This is a genomic window from Pseudomonas sp. WS 5411, from assembly GCF_012985595.1.
Taxonomy (GTDB): Bacteria; Pseudomonadota; Gammaproteobacteria; order Pseudomonadales; family Pseudomonadaceae; genus Aquipseudomonas; species Aquipseudomonas shahriarae.
Genome location: NZ_JAARMC010000010.1, coordinates 158238 through 174130 on the forward strand (window position 1 = coordinate 158238; position 15893 = coordinate 174130).

Annotated in this window: 12 protein-coding genes; 8 read left to right on the plus strand and 4 right to left on the minus strand. The window is 59.1% G+C overall.

What is annotated here, in order from left to right; all coding sequences use genetic code 11:
* Positions 1-23: 23 nt before the first annotated feature.
* Complete coding sequence (locus HBR93_RS16135) at positions 24-248, minus strand: hypothetical protein (protein WP_057436787.1); 225 nt, start codon at positions 246-248, stop codon at positions 24-26.
* Between the two features lie 227 nt (positions 249-475).
* Between HBR93_RS16135 and HBR93_RS16140 the strand changes: the two genes are divergently transcribed.
* From HBR93_RS16140 to HBR93_RS16165, 6 genes are all read left to right on the plus strand, one after another.
* A complete protein-coding gene (locus HBR93_RS16140; RefSeq protein WP_057436785.1) occupies positions 476-1033 on the plus strand; it encodes an NAD(P)H-dependent oxidoreductase in 558 nt (185 codons plus the stop codon).
* Between the two features lie 365 nt (positions 1034-1398).
* The gene (locus tag HBR93_RS16145) at positions 1399-2913 is read left to right on the plus strand and encodes a class I adenylate-forming enzyme family protein (protein ID WP_169960686.1); all 1515 of its coding nucleotides are present in this window, start codon (positions 1399-1401) and stop codon (positions 2911-2913) included.
* Positions 2903-3514 carry an HAD family hydrolase gene (locus tag HBR93_RS16150; protein ID WP_169960687.1) on the plus strand — a complete coding sequence of 204 codons (612 nt, stop codon included), beginning with the start codon at positions 2903-2905 and terminating at the stop codon, positions 3512-3514. The genes HBR93_RS16145 and HBR93_RS16150 overlap by 11 nt, the downstream gene beginning before the upstream one ends.
* 3 nt (positions 3515-3517) lie before the next feature.
* A complete protein-coding gene (locus HBR93_RS16155; RefSeq protein ID WP_169960688.1) occupies positions 3518-4924 on the plus strand; it encodes an FAD-dependent monooxygenase in 1407 nt (468 codons plus the stop codon).
* 117 nt (positions 4925-5041) lie between these two features.
* A complete protein-coding gene (locus HBR93_RS16160) occupies positions 5042-5899 on the plus strand; it encodes a polyketide synthase (RefSeq protein ID WP_169960689.1) in 858 nt (285 codons plus the stop codon).
* A 41-nt stretch (positions 5900-5940) separates the two neighbouring features.
* Positions 5941-9357, plus strand: coding sequence for a beta-ketoacyl synthase N-terminal-like domain-containing protein (locus HBR93_RS16165; RefSeq protein ID WP_169960690.1), 3417 nt, complete (start codon positions 5941-5943; stop codon positions 9355-9357).
* 92 nt (positions 9358-9449) lie between these two features.
* Here the strand turns inward: HBR93_RS16165 and HBR93_RS16170 are convergent, their stop codons facing one another.
* Positions 9450-9944 (minus strand): DUF934 domain-containing protein, encoded by a 495-nt coding sequence (locus tag HBR93_RS16170; protein WP_029291397.1) that lies wholly within the window; start codon positions 9942-9944, stop codon positions 9450-9452.
* On the minus strand, positions 9928-11586 hold the full coding sequence (locus tag HBR93_RS16175; RefSeq protein ID WP_057436776.1) for a nitrite/sulfite reductase: 1659 nt from the start codon (positions 11584-11586) through the stop codon (positions 9928-9930). Before HBR93_RS16175 ends, HBR93_RS16170 begins: the two co-directional genes overlap by 17 nt.
* A gap of 452 nt (positions 11587-12038) precedes the next feature.
* Between HBR93_RS16175 and HBR93_RS16180 the strand changes: the two genes are divergently transcribed.
* Entirely contained in the window at positions 12039-13118 is a 1080-nt protein-coding gene (locus HBR93_RS16180) for an ABC transporter substrate-binding protein (protein WP_169960691.1), read from the plus strand.
* Between the two features lie 6 nt (positions 13119-13124).
* Here the strand turns inward: HBR93_RS16180 and HBR93_RS16185 are convergent, their stop codons facing one another.
* Positions 13125-13340 carry a DUF2970 domain-containing protein gene (locus HBR93_RS16185; protein WP_057436772.1) on the minus strand — a complete coding sequence of 72 codons (216 nt, stop codon included), beginning with the start codon at positions 13338-13340 and terminating at the stop codon, positions 13125-13127.
* 136 nt (positions 13341-13476) lie between these two features.
* On the opposite strand from HBR93_RS16185, the gene HBR93_RS16190 reads away from it, so the two are divergent.
* Positions 13477-15870 carry a DUF6543 domain-containing protein gene (locus HBR93_RS16190; RefSeq protein ID WP_169960692.1) on the plus strand — a complete coding sequence of 798 codons (2394 nt, stop codon included), beginning with the start codon at positions 13477-13479 and terminating at the stop codon, positions 15868-15870.
* Positions 15871-15893: the final 23 nt, after the last annotated feature.

Consider the following 15893-nt stretch of genomic DNA (forward strand, 5'->3'; position numbering starts at 1 on the left):
TTCTGCCTGGAGGCACAGCCTTATCAAACAGGCGTGTTTTCGGGCTCGCGGGTCAGCGAAACCTGCGACTGGACCAGCACAAAGGTGTTGTCATCGACTTTGTTGACCCGATCACCAATCGCCAGTTTGTAGGAAATGACAGGTTCTGAACCGCCGTCTGTCGAGGTGGACTCCTGGAATTCATGCACGGAATAAACGCGGCCTTCCGCGTCGCGGGCATGGAATTGTCCGACAAGTACTGCTGCCATCTGTTTAGAACCTCTGGAGAAAAACACCGATTTGCGGTTCTGTAGACCGTCATTAAGGCGGGTAGTTTACCTACATAGAAAAAATACTATTCGATGATGTGCTGCTTATTTTTCCTACAGGTAGATCACGGCGCAAAACAGCCGCCGATTGGGCACAACCTGCTGGTGATAGGCCGGCTAAGGCTCTATAACTACAGGTTCCTTTAGTCAGATGTCGGGAAAGCCCCATGAGCAAGGTCTACACGATTGCCGTACTGGTCGGCAGCTTGAGAAAACAGTCGATCAACCGCAAGGTCGCCCAGGCATTGGCGCAATTGGCGCCTGCAAACCTCAAGCTCAGCATCGTCGAAATCGGCGAATTGCCGCTGTATAACGAAGACCTTGATGGCTCAGCGCCGCCTGCCGCCTACAGCACCTTCCGCCAGCAGGTGGCTGCGGCCGATGCGGTGCTGTTTGTCACCCCCGAATACAATCGCTCGGTGCCGGCGGCCTTGAAGAATGCCATTGATGTGGGTTCGCGTCCTTATGGCCAGAGCGTCTGGAGCGGCAAGCCAGGTGCGGTCATCAGCGTTTCACCGGGGGCCATTGGTGGGTTCGGCGCCAACCACCATTTGCGCCAGTCCCTGGTGTTCCTGGATGTGCCGTGCATGCAGCAGCCAGAAGCCTACCTGGGAGGCGCGGGCAGTGCGTTTGATGAGGCGGGCAAACTGTCGGAGAAAACCAAACCGTTCCTGCAGGCGTTTATTGATGCCTATGGCCAGTGGGTAACGAAACAGAAGGGCTGACCGATCGGCAAGACCCAGGCATTGCGGCTGGGTCTTTTGCTGCGGTCAGCTCAGTTGGTCGGCCAGGTGCAACGCCTGCCCGCGACAAACTTGAGCCTGGCTTGCATGCAGGGTTTCTGGAAGCCCAGGGTCTGCGCCTGGCACTGTTGCGTTGGTGAAAAGAGGGCTATGGGGGTTCCCTGAACTGAAACTTAAAAGTGTTTCAAAGATAATTCGGCATTACATGTTGAAGTGTCCTACATGTATTCGAGCCTCAGATGAGTAAGATCCAAGCGCCCTGGAAGTATAAACGGCCTCGTCACTCTACTTGTGCCTAAGGTGCTTTAGTCCAATTCACTGGTTTGAAACGTCAGGAGTATTAATAAATGGAATCCTTGCTGTGTCAGGACGGCTTTCTACACCGATTTTTCGGGATATCAGAGTCCTTCCCTGAACATATCGCTATCAGGAATCTGGATGTCGACACAGGGGTTGTGACATATCGCGAGTTACGACTAAAAGCCGAGCAGTGTAACGGTGCGCTCGGCACTTTAAATATCTTGCCGGGCGACAAAGTTGCACTTGTTCTACCCAGCGGTGTTGAATTTATCGCTTATTTTTTAGCGATCGTTGGACGTGGTGCAATTCCGGTCATTCTTAACTACAAGTTGACGCCATTTGAAATGGCGAGTGTGGTGGGCAGCGCCAGGCCTGTGCTGGTTGTGACAACAGCTGCGCTCTTCGAAAAACACAGCGAAATATTCCAACTCGCCAACGGCGTTCGTCACTCCTTGTTATTGGACGTGGGTGAGTCCTCATCGCTGCCTGAGAATGCGACGCCTGATGTTCAGCTTATGTGTCGCAACGAACCGCTGGTATTGCCTGAAGGCAACCCAGTCGTCTCGATACAGTTCACTTATCGGGGCACCGGCAAACCGCTGGCGGTTCCTCACCGCTACCTTGACGTGACGCATGCAATCGACGGCATGCACGAGCATATTCATCGCCAAGGGGTCGGCTCCGTCCATCTGGTCACGCTGCCGCTGCACGCCATCTTCGGGCTGTCGGCGATGATGATCTTTCCATTGAGCGTGGGCGCCACGCTGTTGATGACCGATACCTTGCTCAACAGGGACCTGGCAGAAGTTCTGTCCCGGTATAAGGTCACCTATACCTGCCTGGTGCCTGATGTCATTCGCTATTTCAATAGCCGACTGGCCAAGCGCAAAGGTGCGCTGTTGCCGATGCACCCTCAACTGATGATTTACTCAGGCGGTAGCCATCTACCCGCGGACGAAGCGGAGAAACTGGGGCGGTTGCTGGGCTGCAAACCGGTATTGCAGGGCTACGGCTTGACCGAGAGCATGCCCGTGCTGCTACAGAGTACGCTTGGCGTCGCGCAGCGCGGTGCCATGGGGCAGCCGATCAGGGGCGTGGAGCTGCGCGTCGTCGATGCTCAAGGGCAAGACGTCGCACCAGGGCGGATCGGCGAATTGCTGGTACGCGGGTCGATGGTGATTGACGGTTACGACGATGCCGAAGAAGCCAATAAGCGGTTCTTCCGTGACGGCTGGCTGCACACGGGGGACCTGGTTTGGCGCGATGACGATGGGCATGTGTTTTTCTATCGTCAACGCTTACGCATCTCAAAGATCAAAGCGCAGATGGTCGATCTGTTGGAGGTCGAATCCGTCGCCATGCAACATCCCAATGCGGTGCGTGCAAAAGCCTACATCGTTCCCGACCACAAAGAGGTCAACGCATTGCACCTGTGTGTCGAGGGGCGTGCCGGGCTGACTCAGAGCGCAATTTCCACGCTGCTTTCTCAGCACCTCTCGGGGTTCAAACTGCCCAAGACCATTGAGATCATGGTTCTCAAGGAGCACAGCCATGCAAGCTGATGGCACGCCACCGGTATTGGCGGTGTTTGACTTTGACGGCACGCTCTCCGACCGGCATACGTTCTGGCGCTATATGCGTTACGTCGCGGGAACAAAAATGTTCTGGCTCAAAATGATCTGGCTGCTGCCAAAAGTGTTCAGCGTGATTCTGGGCGTGACCCCGTTGATGCAGGCTCGATTGGCGTTTATTGCGCGTTACCTGGGTGGCGTGTCGGTGGAGCAGGAGCGTGAGCACGCGCGGCATTTCGTGACTGAGCAATTGCCACGCTGGATCAGGCCCGAGGCGCTGCGCCGGCTGCAATGGCATCAATCCATGGGGCATGTCACGGCGCTGGTCAGCAACTCGCCAGAGAACTACCTGGCTCCCTGGGGGGCGGCAGTGGGGTTCGACTATGTGTGCGGTACTCGCCTGGAAACCGAGAACGACAGGCTGACGGGGGGCATCTCAGGCACCAACTGTGTTGGGCCGGAGAAAGTCATACGGCTCAGAGGCTGCCTGGCCAACCTTGATGACTACTACATTTACGCCTACGGCGACTCATCCGGCGACGATGCCCTGCTCGGTATTGCCAACGCCCCCTTTTATCGAAACTGGTACTGACTTATGGGCGCCTCGAACACTTCGGTCCCCGGGCCATGCGCTGTGCCGACGACGGTCATGATCGTGGGTGCCGGACCTGTTGGCCTGCTACTGGCAAACCTACTGCAGAAATGGGGCGTTTCTTTTCGCCTTATTGACAAGAATGCCGGCCCTTCGACCGCCACCACGTCACGGGTCGTGCATTCAAGAACCCTGGAAATGCTCCGGCACCTGGGGGTTGCCGAACAGGCTGTCAGCAACGGTTTTACGCTCAAGCAGTTTTCGCTGCAGGCGAACAGCAAACGGGTACCGAACGATAACTTCTCCTATCTGGATGCCTGTTACCCTTTTTTACTCAGCTTGCCAGCGTCGACGCTAGAGCAAATCCTGCTTGAGCGTCTTGATGCATCGGGCCTGGGTGTTGAGTGGAATACCGAACTGGTCGAACTGCAGAACCAGCCGCAATCCGTGCAGATGCTCCTGCATCATGCTGATGGCCGCGACGAACGTTTGAGCGCTCGCTGGATGGTCGCCTGCGACGGTGCTCATCGCCGCATTGCCACGTCCCAGCCGCGTCGTGTGCAGGCACTGCAGCACGATGCCGTGTTCCTGGCAGGCGATTCGGCGCCTATCGGCCACCCTCTGGCGGATCAGGCGATTAACCTGGGGATGGGGGAGGCCTATAACCTGGCGTGGAAAATCGCCTATGTCGATCAGGGCCTGGCAGCCCCCGCATTGCTGCAGAGCTATAACGAAGAGTGCTTCCCGACAACCTTGCGAGCCGAGAGCATGGTGTACCGAGTGCTTGTCTGGCTGCGGGATAACATCCTGCCACTGCTGGGTGACTGGCGCCCGCTCCAGCGCACGTTGGCCTCGATGATTTGCGCTCATCATTACCGCTACGGCAAAAGTGCCGGTATTCAAGAGTCCCTGACGAACAAGCAGCGCGCGCATTGGAATAAAAAGGGCAGGAAGTCGCGGTTCCCGACCACAGCGCCTCGTGCCGGCCAACTGGCTCCCGATATTGAGTTATGGCAACCCCCGGGTACGCCGCCAAGACGCTTGATGGATCTGTTCCAGGGAACGTTCACGTTACTGGTCTTCAGTGCGGCCGATCAATTTTCCTCTTTACTGCCGGGTTATTACGCACTGGCTGATGCAGTGCAGACGGATTACCCAGGTATCAAGGCCTACTGCGTTATTGATGCCCTCGGCAGTGCAGGGACGCCGTTTCAATATTCGACGTTATTGGACCCGGACTGGCGCTTGCACAAGCGTTATCACGCGCGGGCAGGCACATTGATGCTGATTCGTCCTGACGGCTATATCGCTTTTCAGGGGCTGGATATAACTACGCTGATGACGTATCTGCACGTGCGATCCGGGCTGGTCAAGGTGAAAAAAAAGCAACTTCCAACAAGAATGATTTAACGGCGCTGCCGATTTAAACCTGTGTGTGCAGTTCATTAGTTTGCGCAAGGCCCGCGTTGGCCATGAACTGATAGTTTGTTTTAAATAACCAAATTTAACTTCGGTTAGGAGGTCTCCATGCGCCTTGAACTTGGCGATGTTGTGCAGGAATTTATCGTGTCCAATGGAAAAATGGTCCAGAGTTATTTCTCTCTATCAGAGAGGATCATTGATTCGCTGGGCGACTCGGATACAGCGAAAGAATCAATATTGATGCGTTTGCTGGCTCAGGCCGAAACCGTCACGGTGCAGTATCTCAATGCTCACAAACAAGTACTTGAGGGCGCGTTTTCCCGTCGGGTTGAAGTACCGATTAATCCAACGCTTGCACAGCTGGAAACGTCGTACTTGAACTCAGCCACACTGGCAACGGCCACTCTTGATGAGCCAGGCAGTGCGCAATTGCCAGCCGTGGATGTCGAGGCCTCGGTGCTTGAACAGCTGGCAATTATCACCGGTTTTACCGTAGATCAGATCGACCAGGAACAACCCTATGAAAGCCTGGGGCTGGACTCCCTGGTGCAGATGGAATTCCTCGAGTCGCTCGTCGACCTGTGGCCGGAACTCAAAGCCAGCGGCACTCAATTGCTCAACGCCAAGTGCCCGCAACACACTATCGCACTGATTAAAGCGGCTCTGGCCGCGCCCGAGTCGCCCCCTACGCCGGCAAGTGCTGCGCAAACGCCTGAGGCCCAGAGCGCCGAGCCGGCCTTCAGCCAACAACTGTTCGACGCCTTGGTACCGCTGATCCCGGGCGAGCCAAAAGCGTTCGATATTGATACGCCCTTCACCGAGCTGGGACTCAATGGTTTTGCCCGCGAAGCATTTTGCCAAGTACTGGCACAGCAGTGCTCTGCCAGCCAGTTTGCCGGTGAAGCGTTGATGTCATGTCGTACGCCGCGGGACACGCTGTGGTTTTTGGAAAGGCTGAGCTGAGACTCGCCCCGCTGCAATTTTGGCAATCAGGAGGAAACGACATGCAGAGCACGGTGACACCAGAGGGGGATTTTTGCTTCAGCTCCATGGCTGGCGAGTTCCCTGGGGCGCCATCAGTGGATGCGCTTTGGCACTTGCTGGCACAAGGGCAGATCGCGCCTCTGAATTCGATGCTGCCACGCTGGGAGCTGGATAAAGCGTCGATCTATTCAGCCACGGTCGGGGAAAAAAACCGCACCTACCTGGACAGTGCCTATTGCCTGTCTGATAGCGCAGCGACCCCTTCACGGTATGAAGGAAGGCAGGTCGCCATTGGCCGGAAAGTGCTGCAGGCACTCCTTGCCCAATTGACTGCACAAGGTTCGGTGTTGATCAGGGAGCGCACGGCGTTGGTCGTCGCGACGTCCTGGAGCGACGAGAGTTTTTTCCTTGCCCCCACATCGACTGAGGCCCGTGTGCCACAGGGCTATGCGCCCGGCGAACAAGTGGCGGAGCTGGCGTTGGCGCTGGGGCTGGGAGGGCCGGCGTTGTCCGTCGATACCGCCTGCAGTTCGTTCCCTTACGCGCTGAACATGGCCCAGGCCCTGGTCAACAGCGGGCAAGCGGATAACGCTATCGTGATGGCGTTGAACACGGTACTGCCGCTTCCACTTTTCCTGGGGTTTTCCCAGTTGACGGCGTTTTCACCCAGGGCCCGGATGCAGGCGTTCGGTCGCGACGCGGACGGTATTGTGCCGGGTGAGTGCGCGGTGGCTTTCCTGGTCGAGCCGGTATCCCAGGCCCTGCAGGCGCAGCGCCGCCCTCTGGGTATACTGCGCGCATTGGGGCTGTCGGCCGATGGCGCAGAGGGTTCAGTGTTTGCACCCGGCAAACAGGCCCAATATACGGCGTACCAACGCGCCTATCTCGGCCTGGACCCCGGCGCGGTGGACTATATCGAGACCCATGGCACGGGCACCCCGCTGGGTGATGCGACAGAACTCGACTCGCTGAACAGTTTCTTCGGTGCCTATCGTACCGAGGGTAAAAAATTACCCATAGGCTCGATCAAATCTGTCATTGGGCATCCCTTGGCGGCCGCAGGAGGTGCTTCGCTCGCCAAGACGTTGATGATACTGGCTCAAAAAACCATTCCACCCCAGCCCGACTACTCGCCAAGCGCCAAGGTCGATGAATCCTGCCTGCAACTTGCGAGCGGGCAGGGACAGCCCTTGGCTGATCGCCAGTCGGCGATTCGCATCGGCATCTCCAGCTTTGGTTTTGGCGGTGCCAACGCGCACCTGGTGGTGGATCAATACCTGCCCGGCAACCAGCCCATGGCCTCCCGAGTCAGCCCCGGCGTGCTGCTACTGGACCTGGGCATTGTCGAGGCGGAGGCGGCGATCGGCAGCCACTTCTCGTTACACTCACTCAAGCAACAACTTGATCAGCCTGCGGCCCCCTTGGTTGGTTTTCCCCACGGGCGCTTTGTTGATTACCCGGCCACTTCGGTTCAGCCGTTGCCAGGGCGATTCCTGGCGCAGGACCACGTCATTGATATCGATGGCTTCGGCATGGGCCCCAAACTGCTGGCCAGTGTCGATCCGTTCAAACTGTTGATCACCGATCGCATCAATCACTTACTGCGCCGCCTGCCAGGGGTAGCCGGCTCACCCGAGACCGCGATGGTCATGTGCTGTAACTTGGGCGGCGCGCACTTCAGTAACGCCTATAGCCGTATTCACAACTTCTTCGGTCGGGCACAGGGCATGCCACCCGAGCAGGATGCGGCGGACGTGGCAACCAGTTTGCCGAGCATGTTGTCGGGGTACCCGGCGAAAATTTTCGACTTCAAGGGATTTCATCAGACATTGGTCGGCACGCCTGGGCTGTTCTGGCACGCCCTGCTGGCCTCGCAACAATGGTTCAAGGAAGGCATCACCACGCTGTTGCTCGGTGCGGGGCGCTTCATCAGTGCGCCAGCCGAAATCGAGCGCGTTCGGCAGTCACCGACCCTGCAGGGGGAGGGCATGGGGGTGTTCGCTTTGCGGCCCTATCGAGCGCAAACCAGTGACACACCTGTGCTGGTGATCCGCGCAGCGGTCTTGGGCCATGTCGCCACCTCCCTGGAAGCGGCGTGCGCACGGCTGGGCCGGGCGCGAAGCGATGTCCAGCATATTGAGGTGTGTGAGTTGCAGCCGACGGCAGCCCCTGTCGGCGGTTCATGGCAAGCCATGACCGGTTGCCTGGCTGAAGCCACCGGCGTCGAAACCCTGTTGGCCGTAATGATGAGTGCTTCGGTTCACTCGGTGATCGAGGTGCGCCAGGCCGGCAAGCCGGTGATGTGGTTATTCACCGAGAAACTGCGGGAGTGGGGGATCACCGCCCCCGAATGCCCGCCAGCCATCAAGCGCCCCTTTGAATTGCGCTTCGCGCACCCGCAGCCTCAGGCGTTGCAGTCATTCATCGGGCCTGACCGTCCTGCCAGCCCTGTGGTTGATTTGCAAAACGATGAGACAGGCGTGCTGGCACTCAGCGATCAACTGACAGAGACACTGCTCTCGGCGCTGCGTGTCAGGGTGCGTGCCATCGAAGCGCTTTGCACCCTGCGCCGCGACGCTCATGCCCGGCCTGTCGAGCACTGGCAGCGCAGCCCGGAAAACATCGTGATCAGCAATGTTCAACGCAGTGCGCAGTCACTGCACGCGCAATTGCTGGTGAATGAAGCGCACCCCTATTTTTTTGATCACCCACTGGATCACGTCCCCGGCATTCTATTGATCGAGGGGGTATTGCAATTGACCGAACTCGCCATGCCTCCACGCAGTGGCCGGGTCGCGTATGTCAACGACCTGACGATCAAGTTCCAGCGGTACGTACAAAAAGAAGGGGCAATTGACCTGCAACTGGAATACGACCAAGACCTCCAGGTATTTCGCGCGAAGGTCCGGCAAGCCGGCAAGCTCATGTGCACCTGCACCCTGGGCATTGCATACAGCTCGGCACACGAGGCGTTGCCCGCCGCCCCGTTCACTGCGACCGCCTGCCGCGACAAGGCTCTGCTGCACAAGGACAGACAAGAAAACGTTCTGGTCAGCGACATGAGCGATGTCGCTCGGGGCTTGAGCGTCGAAACCCTTCAACCGGCCAACGAGCACTTTTTCCGCAAGGGCGGCCCCAAGCATTACTCGATGGTGTATTTCCTTGAAGTTGCGCGCCAGTGCTTCATGCAGATTGCTCACACCCACCGACGCATCCCGCTGGGCACCCCGATGAACCTGCTGGCCTTAAGTTTCACGCTGGATCGACCGATTCCGACGAACAGCCCGTTGCTACTGGCGCCACAAGGCAGCTTCGAGGCCCCTGAGCCGTCATTCAAAACCAACCAGGTCTGTATTGATCTGTTCAATCGGGGAGAAAAAATCGGTCAAGCCGACATTACCGCTCAATTGCTGAGTCGGGCTCACGTTGGCGCATAACCGCGCTTGCCCTCAACCCCGGCAAAGCCGTGTCCGCACGGCGTAAAACCAAAAAAGCCCTGACAGGTCAGGGCTTTTTCATTGGCTGGCGCTTAGCGCCGACGGAACAGCGGCAGCGGTTCATCCGTAGCCGCCTGGTACGTCACCGAAAAGTCCTTGAGACTTTCCAGCGCTTCATACGGGTCTTTGTCAGCGCGCAAGGCGTAGGCATCGAAGCCGCAGCGATGCAGGTAGAACAACTGGTCGCGCAGCACATCGCCAATCGCCCGCAGTTCGCCCTTGTAACCGTAGCGGTCACGCAGCAGGCGCGCGTTGGAGTAGTTGCGCCCGTCGGTGAAGGCCGGGAAATTCAGGGCGATGACCTGGAAGTGTTGCACGTCATCGCCGATTTCCTCGGCTTCTTCATCGGCGTCCAGCCACACACCCAGGCCGCCATCGCGGGCCTTGAGGGCATGACCATGCTCGCGCCACAGGGCCAGTGGCACGATCAGGTCGTCGCAGTTGGAGATGCCATCGAACGTCGCGTCCTTGGGCAACAGGTGCCAGGTTTCGTCGACGACTTCGTTGTTCTTAATGATTCGCTGCATAGACGCGCTCCTTGAACAGGTCAATGCCAATGCGCTGGTAGGTGTCGATGAAGCGCTCATCTTCGGTGCGCTGTTCGATATAAACGTCGATCAGCTTGCCGATCACCTCGGGCATGGCTTCCTGGGCGAAGGATGGGCCGAGGATCTTGCCCAGGCTCGCATCGCGGCTGGCGCTGCCACCCAGGGACACTTGGTAGAATTCTTCGCCTTTCTTGTCCACCCCGAGGATGCCGATGTGGCCGACGTGGTGGTGACCACAGGCGTTCATGCACCCGGAGATGTTCAGGTCCAGCTCGCCGATGTCGAACAGGTAGTCCAGGTCGTCGAAACGGCGCTGGATCGACTCGGCAATGGGAATTGACTTGGCGTTGGCCAGGGAGCAGAAGTCGCCACCCGGGCAGCAGATGATATCGGTCAGCAGGCCAATGTTCGGCGTGGCGAAACCGCCTTCGCGCAGCTCACCCCACAGGCTGAACAGTTGGCTCTGCTCAACGTCCGCGAGGATGATGTTCTGTTCGTGGGAGGTACGCAGTTGGCCGAAGCTGTAGCGCTCGGCCAGGTCAGCGACGGCGTCCAGCTGCTTGTCGGTGATATCGCCAGGTGCTACGCCAGTCGGCTTGAGCGACAGGGTCACGGCCACATAACCCGGCTGCTTGTGCGCCAGGGTGTTGCGGGTACGCCAGCGGGCAAAGCCCGGGTGCTGCTGGTCGAGTGCGGCCAGTTCGGCGTCCTGGTTGTCCAGGGCCTTGTAGTGCGGGTCGACAAAGTGCTTGGCCACGCGATGCACTTCGGCTTCGGTCAGGGTGGTCTGGCCGCCGCGCAGGTGTTCCATTTCGGCGTCGACCTTCTGGGCAAACACCTCGGGGGTGAGGGCCTTGACCAGGATCTTGATGCGCGCCTTGTACTTGTTGTCCCGACGGCCATAGCGGTTGTACACGCGCAGGATGGCGTCGAGATAGCTCAACAGGTCTTGCCAGGGCAGGAATTCATTGATGAATGCGCCCACCACCGGGGTACGCCCCAGGCCGCCGCCCACCAGGACGCGGAAGCCCAGTTCGCCGGCAGCGTTGTACACCGGCTCCAGGCCGATATCGTGGACTTCGATCGCGGCACGGTCGGAAGCCGAGCCATTGATGGCGATCTTGAATTTACGCGGCAGGTAGGCAAATTCTGGGTGGAACGTAGTCCACTGGCGAACGATCTCGCACCACGGGCGCGGGTCGATCACTTCATCGGCGGCCACGCCGGCAAACTGGTCTGTCGTCACGTTGCGCAGGCAGTTACCGCTGGTCTGAATGGCGTGCATCTGCACGGTGGCCAATTCAGCCAGGATGTCCGGCACGTCTTCCAGGGCCGGCCAGTTGAACTGCACGTTCTGGCGGGTACTGATATGGGCATAGCCCTTGTCGAAGTCACGGGCGATCTTGGCCATCATGCGCGTCTGGCGCGAAGTCAGTTGGCCGTAAGGCACGGCCACCCGCAGCATCGGCGCAAAGCGCTGGACATAAAGGCCATTTTGCAGGCGCAGAGGGCGGAACTCTTCTTCGCTCAGTTCACCTGCCAGATAGCGTCGGGTCTGATCACGGAACTGCTTGACGCGGTCCTCGATGATGCGCTGATCGTATTCGTCGTATACGTACATATAGGTCCTGTTCTCGGCAAATCTGCGCGCACGGCCGCGCACTCCCAACGGAGCCGGCGAACGATACCAGCTTGCGTTTATGCGCAAAAGTGATGTTTTAGTATATGCACATAACCAAATAGCCTAATGAGAACGGTTATTGCGATACCCACATTTGTCATACGGGCAATCATCGACTTTACTGTGGTCGAGTCTTAATGCAATCAGCCATAAAACCGACAAGAGGCGATGCGATGAGCAATCCAACCAAAGCCCGCAAACCCGACAGCAGTGTGGATGCCTGGGCAATTCTGTTCCTGATTATCCTGGTGGTTGCCACCGCCGTGTTCTGGGTCAGCCATCAATAGGGAGCGCTGATCGCCACGCAACTGTCCTACTATCTGACAAATAGCCAAGATCAAAAGGCTCATTGCCATTATTATGATCGGTCAATTTCCAGGGTGCGGGCAGTAATGTTGAAGGTTCTCTGTGGGTGCTTGTGGTGGGTGGGGCTGACGTTCGGGACGATCGCTCATGCCACATCGGTGGTGTTTCTCAACCCCGGCCTGTCCACTGAAACCTTCTGGGTCAGCTATTCGCAATTCATGCAGGCCGCAGCCAAGGACCTCGGCCTGGATTTGCGTGTGCGCTATTCGGAGCGCAACGGGCAGAACACCTTGCAACAAGCCCGCGAAGCACTGCAAGGCCCCAATTCCCCGGATTACCTGGTGGTGGTCAATGAGCAGTACATCGCCCCGCAGATTTTGCGGATGGCCCAGGGCAGCCCGGTCAAGTTGCTGATCGTCAACAATGCCCTGACCCCGGACCAGGTGCAGTTGCTGGATGCCGGCAAATACCCCAACTGGATCGGCAGCATCACCGCCAACGACGAGGAGGGCGGCTACCTGATGCTCAAGGAGCTGCTGCGTCAGCACGGGCCGGTTCCGGCGGGCGAAACCCTCCAATTGCTGGCATTTTCCGGTGCCAAGAATACCCCCACTTCCCAGGCCCGTGAGCAGGGCCTGCGGCGGGCCTTGGGCGAACACCCGCAAGTGCATCTGCGCCAGTTGGTTTATGGCGAATGGAGCCGCCAGCGCGCCTTCGAGCAAGCAACCCTGATGTTCAAGCGCTACCCACAGGCGACGCTGGTCTGGTCGGCCAATGATGAAATGGCCCTCGGCGCCATGCAGGCCTTGAGTGGCAGTGGGCGCACGCCCGGCAAGGAGGTGTTGTTCAGCGCGATCAACAGTTCCCCCGAGGTGTTGCAGGCGCGCTTGCAAGGGCGGATCAGTGCGCTGGTGGCCGGGCATTTTACGCTCGGTGGCTGGGCCATGGTGCTGCTGCATGACGACGCCAGTGGGGTGGACATTCAACGCCATGGCGGGCGCGAGCGTCAGGTGAGGTTATTTCAGTTGATTGACAGGCCACAGGCCCAGCGCCTGCTGGACCTGCGTAACCACGAGGGCGATGGGGTGAATTTTCGCGCACTGTCGGCTCAGGGCAAGCCTGCGACCTACCAGTACCCCTTCAGCTTGAAGATGCTGTGGAAGTAAGCGCGCCTAGACACCGGCCAGGTGCAGCACCAGCTTGACGATGGCAAAGAGGGTCAGGGCAAACACGGCGGTAAACAGGATCCCCAGCACCACAAAATGGCTGGGCTTGCCATGGGTGAAGTCCCGCGCGCGGTTCTTGCCGCTCTGCACGCCAAAAGCGGCAGCCATCACGCTGTGAAGCATCTGCCAGAAGGTCGGCGGTTTATTGTCCGGTGCGTCCATGAGTCCTCCTGCGAGGTCTGGGTGACATGATGTCTCCCAACAGGATAGCCAAGGCCGGGGGAATAGGTAGACGTAGTTACCGCTGTCGCGCCTGACCTGCGTGATGTGCTGGAGCTCCTTTTCCTGGAGCTGCATCATGCCCGACTCTCCCGTAACGCCCGCGTGCCTTGAGCCGCCAACCCTCAGTATCCATCGACAATTGTTGATCGGTGCCACCCCGCAATGGCTGATCGAGAGCACTGCCCCACGACGGGCGGCGCTCAAACACGCCGATACGTTACTGCCGCCGGCCTATTGGCGCGCCACCCCCGAGCAACGCCAGCAGTTGCATGCCTGTTTTACCGCAAGCTTTTCCACGCAGACGGCGGTGGACAAGACCCTGTCTGCCTTGCAGGGGATCGACGCGTTTGCCAGGCCGCTGCTGGTCAATGCGCTTAAAGAGCAATATGACGTCACACTGGCCCCCCACGTCGACACCTGGTTGAGCCTCAGAAAATCCCTGCTGGTCAGTGACTTCAAGATAGCGGCGCGGACCTACGACTTTTTGAAACTGGAGCTACTGCAGGCTGCGCTGCATAACTTCGAGGAATCCGAATGCGAGGAGGGGGCCTTTCACCCCTCGTCCGGTTTCCGCTGGCAAGTGTCGTCTTCCGGTTCCTCACCTGACGAGCCGTTGCTGCCGGTGCGCTTGGGCAGGCTCAAGGTCCATGAGTTTGTGCAGCTGTGCCGCAGCCTGGATCTAGGCGGAAAGTACCAGGCCTATATCAGCGATTTCTTTGCCTCGGTCGAAACCACCCTGCGCCAGCAATTCATTGCCAGTCAAAAGACGGCAATGAGGGCTGCGGCCGAGCTGGCACGCTTATGCCAGGACATTACCGAGGACGACTACACCATGATCCTGTCGGTGATCAACGGCGAGCGCGCGCCGCAGATGGATGGGCAACCGGTGTGGATCTGCGACCTTGGCCTGATGAAATTACGCATGACGGGGTGTGCGTTGTTTCTGGCCTTCGACGATGAGCATCTGGATTCGCCGATCCTCTATGTGCCCCAGGACCCGTATCACCCCCTCAAGCGCTATAAGAGTCACGCACAGTTGCTGGGGACTTTGCAGCGCCGCTTCACCACGCCTGGCGCGGCCACCACCCGGGTCGAGGGGCCAACCGCGTATCAGGCCTTTTTCAGTCAGTTCGTCGAGGCGGCCGACCACCCTTATTACTTCAGGCAATTCACCCAGGATGCGCCCGATGCCACCTTACGCGAAAAAATCGGCTCGAATTTCCCCGGCATCGGGCAACTGTATGAGCTGGTCAGCAAGCTGACGCCTTTGAGGCTGAAGAATTTCCCGCCGCTGCCTTTGGCCCCCCAGGTGCCAAACCCGGATCCGTTTTTGGCACCCAAGGCCATGGCGTTCAAAGGCCAGGCGTTCGGCAGCCATAAAGTCGATCTGTGGACCTACCTGTATGAGCAACATCGGCACAAGTGCATCGCCGATGCGGCCAGCCGCGCCGTGCCCACCGCGCAGGTCGATGCCCGGGTGCGTAAACAGAAACTGGCCATGGTGCTCAACATCGAGATGTTTGCCCTGGGTGCTGTGGCAGGCTTCGTGCCCGTGTTGGGGGAGCTCATGCTGGCCGTGATGGTCGAGCAATTGTTGACGGGGGCGATTGAGGCAACCCAGGAGTGGAGTGCGGGCGACCGCCAGGCGGCCCGTGCGCACTTGATCGACCTGGCGCAGAACCTCGCCTTGATCGGCTTGATGGCGGCGGGTGGCTCGGCGCTGCGCCAACTCAGGCCCGAGCCGGTGATCGAAGGCCTGGTGCCGGTAACGCTGCCGGACGGCCGGAAGCGCTTATGGCGGCCCGACCTGGCACCCTACAAGAAGCACCTCACCCTTGCGTCAGGCGGCCAGCCCAACGCCTTGGGGCAGTATGAGGTCGATGGGCAGCTCCACATCCACATGGATAACGCGTTCTACGAGAAAACCTTCGATCCGCAGATCAACAAATGGCGCATCAAACACCCGCACGACCCCATGGCCTATCAGCCGATCCTTGAGCACAACCGGGCGGGGGCCTGGCGCCATAGTCATGAGCAGCCCTTGGCGTGGGACCGCCCGACGCTGCTGCGGCGCCTGGGGCATATCACCGACGGCTTCTCTGATGAGACTTTGGGGCAGATCGGCGATGTGAGTGGTGTCGATGACGACCTGCTGCGCCAAGTGCATATGGATGGCCTGCCGGTGCCGGCAGGACTGGCTGACACCCTGGAGCGATTCCGGGTCGATCAGGAGGTCGACGACCTGATCGGGCGGCTACGCCGTGGAGCCGGCCTGGACAGCCGCCACGAATACGCCTTGCCCCTCACGGTGGAGATGGGCGGCTGGCCGCCAGGGCGGGTATTGGAAGTGTTTGAGGAGGTAGCCTTCGTGGCGCGCGCAGGGCCAGACGGGGCTGGGCGAGGAGGAGGCCCGGCGTCTGCTGGGCACGCCGCAGCGCGGCGAGCAGCCTGGCGCGCCGCTGATCGATGAGTGGGAAGGCGGGCGTTGGGAGC

Bases quoted from the DNA above. Each gene is read 5' to 3' on its own strand.
- HBR93_RS16160 (WP_169960689.1), top strand. From the start codon at position 5,042: ATGCGCCTTGAACTTGGCGATGTTGTGCAGGAATTTATCGTGTCCAAT.
- HBR93_RS16175 (WP_057436776.1), bottom strand. From the start codon at position 11,586: ATGTACGTATACGACGAATACGATCAGCGCATCATCGAGGACCGCGTC.
- HBR93_RS16165 (WP_169960690.1), top strand. From the start codon at position 5,941: ATGCAGAGCACGGTGACACCAGAGGGGGATTTTTGCTTCAGCTCCATG.
- HBR93_RS16150 (WP_169960687.1), top strand. From the start codon at position 2,903: ATGCAAGCTGATGGCACGCCACCGGTATTGGCGGTGTTTGACTTTGAC.
- HBR93_RS16140 (WP_057436785.1), top strand. From the start codon at position 476: ATGAGCAAGGTCTACACGATTGCCGTACTGGTCGGCAGCTTGAGAAAA.
- HBR93_RS16185 (WP_057436772.1), bottom strand. From the start codon at position 13,340: ATGGACGCACCGGACAATAAACCGCCGACCTTCTGGCAGATGCTTCAC.
- HBR93_RS16145 (WP_169960686.1), top strand. From the start codon at position 1,399: ATGGAATCCTTGCTGTGTCAGGACGGCTTTCTACACCGATTTTTCGGG.
- HBR93_RS16180 (WP_169960691.1), top strand. From the start codon at position 12,039: ATGTTGAAGGTTCTCTGTGGGTGCTTGTGGTGGGTGGGGCTGACGTTC.
- HBR93_RS16170 (WP_029291397.1), bottom strand. From the start codon at position 9,944: ATGCAGCGAATCATTAAGAACAACGAAGTCGTCGACGAAACCTGGCAC.
- HBR93_RS16190 (WP_169960692.1), top strand. From the start codon at position 13,477: ATGCCCGACTCTCCCGTAACGCCCGCGTGCCTTGAGCCGCCAACCCTC.
- HBR93_RS16155 (WP_169960688.1), top strand. From the start codon at position 3,518: ATGGGCGCCTCGAACACTTCGGTCCCCGGGCCATGCGCTGTGCCGACG.
- HBR93_RS16135 (WP_057436787.1), bottom strand. From the start codon at position 248: ATGGCAGCAGTACTTGTCGGACAATTCCATGCCCGCGACGCGGAAGGC.